At 44.4% G+C, this 4,536-nt stretch carries 1 protein-coding gene; it reads right to left on the reverse strand.

What is annotated here, in order from left to right; genetic code table 11:
• Positions 1–4,536, reverse strand: a 4,536-nt coding sequence (locus ACKPQ4_RS05865; protein ID WP_407680268.1) for a carboxypeptidase regulatory-like domain-containing protein, incomplete at both ends; no start/stop codon positions are given.

The following is a 4,536-nucleotide window of genomic DNA, read 5'->3' on the forward strand; positions in this document are numbered from 1 at the left end:
TGGGCTAAAGACATCGATCCATATGGAGGAGGCTGCATCAGTAATACCGTCAGGTATATCTATCGTACCGACGACTTTACCATCTCCCATTCGATTGACAGTAAAATTCAAGGTCTTGATGGTCTTATTAGCACTTTCTGCGAAATTTGCCATTTTAGGGGCTTTATCGTAAGACCAGTTAACATTCTCGTCCCAAGGGCGATATACCGTGACTTCCCATTTGCCTGGTCCTACGCTAAGTTCGTAGTCGCCCAAATTGTCGGAAAAAGTGTTGGCCCAGCCTTCACCACTGATATTTACCGCAACCACCTCTGCTCCAGAAATACTAGCGTTTAAATCGTCGCGAACTTTTCCTGTAATAGTTTTATTTGGTGGCACCAAGTAAATGAAGGGTTTCGATACCTTGTAGGCAGTGGTTGCTAGTGCCTGAGTTCCGGTGGCGGTAGTTGCTGTAACCTTGTATTCATAGGAAACGCCAGGGGTCGCAGTGGAATCTATGTAGGATTTTAGGGTTCCTGAAATATTATCATCCACACTCGTATAAACACTCTCAGTACTTGCCTTTCTCTCGAGTTTGTAAGTACTTGCACGAGCGTCAGACTTAGACCAATCAACACGGATAGCATTACCCAAACGCATCTCTTTACTTGGGTTTTTGAGTTCAAAATGTATTGGAGCCAAGGCAAGGTTGGCAAGGTTGCCTGGCACCTCAATTCTAATGGAATATTTTCCCGCTTCAGGAAGGGATAAAGAGAAAAATCCATCGCTATTAGTCTCTCCATAAGCCTCGTTGAAGATAAAATCTTCACCCTCCACATACTCATAATTTGGCTCCCCTGTCTGGTTTTCATCCTGAAATGCCCACAGGAAAGCATCGGCTAAGGCAGTTAATTTCACACGTCCGTTTTCATCTTTTTTCGGATACATAATACGACCAGAAACATTTGAACCCTGCAGGGTTAATTTGATATTCGATGTCGCATTTGCATCAACGGAAATGGGAGATTCCCAATTTGCCTGAGAAGAACGATAGCCCAAATATTCTTCGGACTCAAAAGGGGGCTCGGCAATTACAATCCAATTTCCGGATGGAAGGTTGGAAAGTTCGTAGGAACCATCGATCTTGGTTTCAAAATGATCGAACCAAAAAAGGTAATCATCGGTATGAGCAACGATTCGGGCTTTCGGCACCGCATTTCCTTTATTGGTAACCACTGTACCCGAGATGGTTCCAAATGTAATGTTTGCGTCTCCATCAAACCAATCGAAATCATACCTCTCATGGTCTTCCTGAGCGAAAGCATTTAGCTCTGCCAACGGGAGTGATGTCAAATTGCCGTCTGTCAACACGAGGGTTGCGGCGGACGACCAATCCCCACTTGCCCAGGTATAATTCCCATCGGCATTAGTGACTAAATACTTTGGTTCATACCCACCTGCTTCAGCCATTAATTTGTATGACCCACCGGGCAATTTCAAAGAATAATTACCTTCCGCTTCCAGAACATGGGGATAAACAACTGGACCATACTCATCTTCGGCGTCGAAGAAAGCAAACCATGCAAACTCAACTGCAGATGATGTATTGGAATCAACAATTCGTACAGCTACTTGAGCAGCAGGAGAGCCGTTTAAATTAAAGTCGATATCCGTTTTGTTTGCATTAATAACGACTTCCGCAGCGGCACTGAAATCCGTCGTGCCTACTCCATCCGCTGTGTAGAATTCTGATTGGTATAACCCATCCCAGCGCATCGCTTTAATTTTATAGGTTCCGGCAGGGATTTTGACCGAGTATGAACCTTCAACAAAAGATTCTGATTCATCATGTTCCCAACTTGGCCAGAATTCACGGAACTCGTCATTTGGATCTACAAATATTACCTCTGCCCAAATACCATTATTGGTATCAGCGTCCCGAACCATTCCACTTACTGCAAGGGGTTGGCTCTTTGCTGCTTCAAGTAGGGAAAATTCATTGAGTTGGTTGGCTACAACATCCCAATGAACTGTGCCTCCGGATAAACGAACGGAGTTATCATACGAGAACAAAACAACTTCGTAACGGCCTGCTGGAGCCTCTCCTTGTATCTTACCGTCTGGCTCTACCCACAGCCATCCAGTCGGATAATCGGTTTGCCTGGTACCATTCTGGTCTACCGGGTATAGCTCCAATGAAATGTCAAGCGGGTGACCTTCCTCATGGCCGGAAATATTGAGTTGAGAACTGATCTGACCAAATTCATGAGACACCACGAAGTCTGCCTCCAATGAAAAATCATAACTAAAGGAGCTGTTTGCATCTATAATTGAAAAGGATTGAGAGGAAACCTCGGACTTGTAAGGAGTGTTTGTCGCAGGATCAAAACCCCAAGCTTCAACATAATAATCCCCTGTCGGCAAGTAGGCTTCGTACGAGCCGCTGCTATGATTGATATCTAAAATAAAGAAAGCTGGTTCCCAAGGACCATCCAATCCATCTGGAGCCTGGAAGAACCAAAGTCCGATATCCGGAATTACAGCTCCACTGTCGTTAAGAACATTACCATAAATGGAACCCATATTTTCCTTATTTAAATCCTTGTATGGATCTTCATAGGGATCCCCAAATCCAATATCACTAGGAAATGCTCCTGCATGAAAACGAATTTCTAGTAAGGAATCCCCATATCCATCGGCATTGAAATCGAACTTGGATTTGACCTCTCCTTCTTCTGACTGTTCGTCCGAATCGATAAAGCCTTCATCCGAGTCGTGATCACCCAGTTTGTAATCATCATCTCCACCCTCCTGAGGATAAGGTGCAAAATCTGGTTCATGGCCTTTATGGATAACACGGGTAAATCCACCACCTGTAAACTCGGCACCTTCTTCATCTGCACCACTTCCATTGATAAAAAGTAGGGAACCATTTTCATCCATCAATCCAGCTTTTACACGATGAGGTTCAGAAATTCCAAAATTCCATTCCAATAAATCGCGAGGTAAAAAGGCTGATATATTCGCATCTGCGGAGGTTTCAGAAACCAAGGAAAAACCTGCCACCTGTTCATAAGGGGAAATCATTTCCGAAGGCATCATGTCTAAAACAGGGACATTTGCCTGAAAAATTGCTCCATTGTAAAAGCGTTCACCTCCCATGACCACAACCATCCCAAATGTGGAAGCCAGATCGCCATCGCTCGTGGAAACTGAATCGACTGTCTCTGCGAGTATGGTAAAGGACCCAGGGCGGTCCCACTCGGGCCATGTACGCTTGAATCCACGAACTTTTCCGCCACTTAATAAAATGTAACGGGGTTCTCCTGTTTCATAAGTAAAAGTAAGCTTTAAAGGAGTGCCTGCAGGTAAGACAGTAGAACCAAGCTCCAAAGCGGATCGGGTAAGGTTAGCATCTTCACCAAGAACAGTGTTAACCAAAGATATACGGTAGATCATGTCGTCCCAGTTTTCGGCACCCGTATGTTGCTCGACTCCTTCGGATCCATTGTGCGAACTAGATAGGTTAAGTTTTTCAATATGTACATAGGCTGGACCATCCCCTCCTGTTGTATTTTCCGAAAAATTACTCGAGCTAAGATCATTCCCCCAGGCGGAGCGCTTAGGGTTGAAAGAAAGTTTCGCATCCTCTTCAATATCCCAAGGATTAAATTCCCGATTGAAGGTACCATTTTCATTAAAGATTACCTCCCTGCCATCTTCTAAGTATGCAACAAACTCCATGGACTGCCCGTCTGGAGTTGGGCGTTGGTCCTCCCAATAATTCATGGGATATCCATCATCATACACATAATTGTCAGCAAGGTACTGAACTGCTAATTCCGGCAACTCTACTGGACGCCAAGGGATGTAATCTTCAAAAAGTGAGATCACGATGACCGTATCTCCATTACCATTGATAACCATTTCAAACATTTCACTTTTGTTATTTTCAACAATAGCGATGAATACTTCATTGCTATGGTTGGGCACCTCAATTGCCGAACGCTCGCTCTCGAAATCAATAATTTTTGATTCTGGCAACTCACTAGCTATCAGATTTTTGATCGACTGAGCGATTTCCGAGTTTGGTATAAACAGGCGCTCTTCGGAATAATCATTGGCTGCATGTAAATAGCTACCATTCTGATCGAAATACAAGTTGAGCATGTTATTCAAACCGACTTCATAAACAAAGCGGTCTTCATCGATCACATCCAAAATCTTATTTGCCCATACCGGGTCTGCATCCGCCAACTCAGAAGTGGAAGACTTCACGGCATCCACAAAAGAAACCACCTGCTCCACTGGTATATCAATGATATCTTCAAATTCCTTCCCGAGTACACGCAACTCTCCGTTCATCGTAGTAGGATGAGCCACGCAGTAGAAAGCAAGGCTCTCAGTAGAAGAATCAAAATCTGAAGGAATGGATAGGGTAAGTTCATCGCCAATGGCCTCCAATGGACCACCACTCACATATGAAGAAGAGGCGGATGGTGCGGAACCAATCGCAAAGGCATGCGGGTTAAAGCCCTCGACTGCGATAAAGCGGTA

Source organism: Candidatus Chordibacter forsetii (genome assembly GCF_964187505.1).
Classification (GTDB): domain Bacteria; phylum Verrucomicrobiota; class Verrucomicrobiia; order Opitutales; family Seribacteraceae; genus Chordibacter; species Chordibacter forsetii.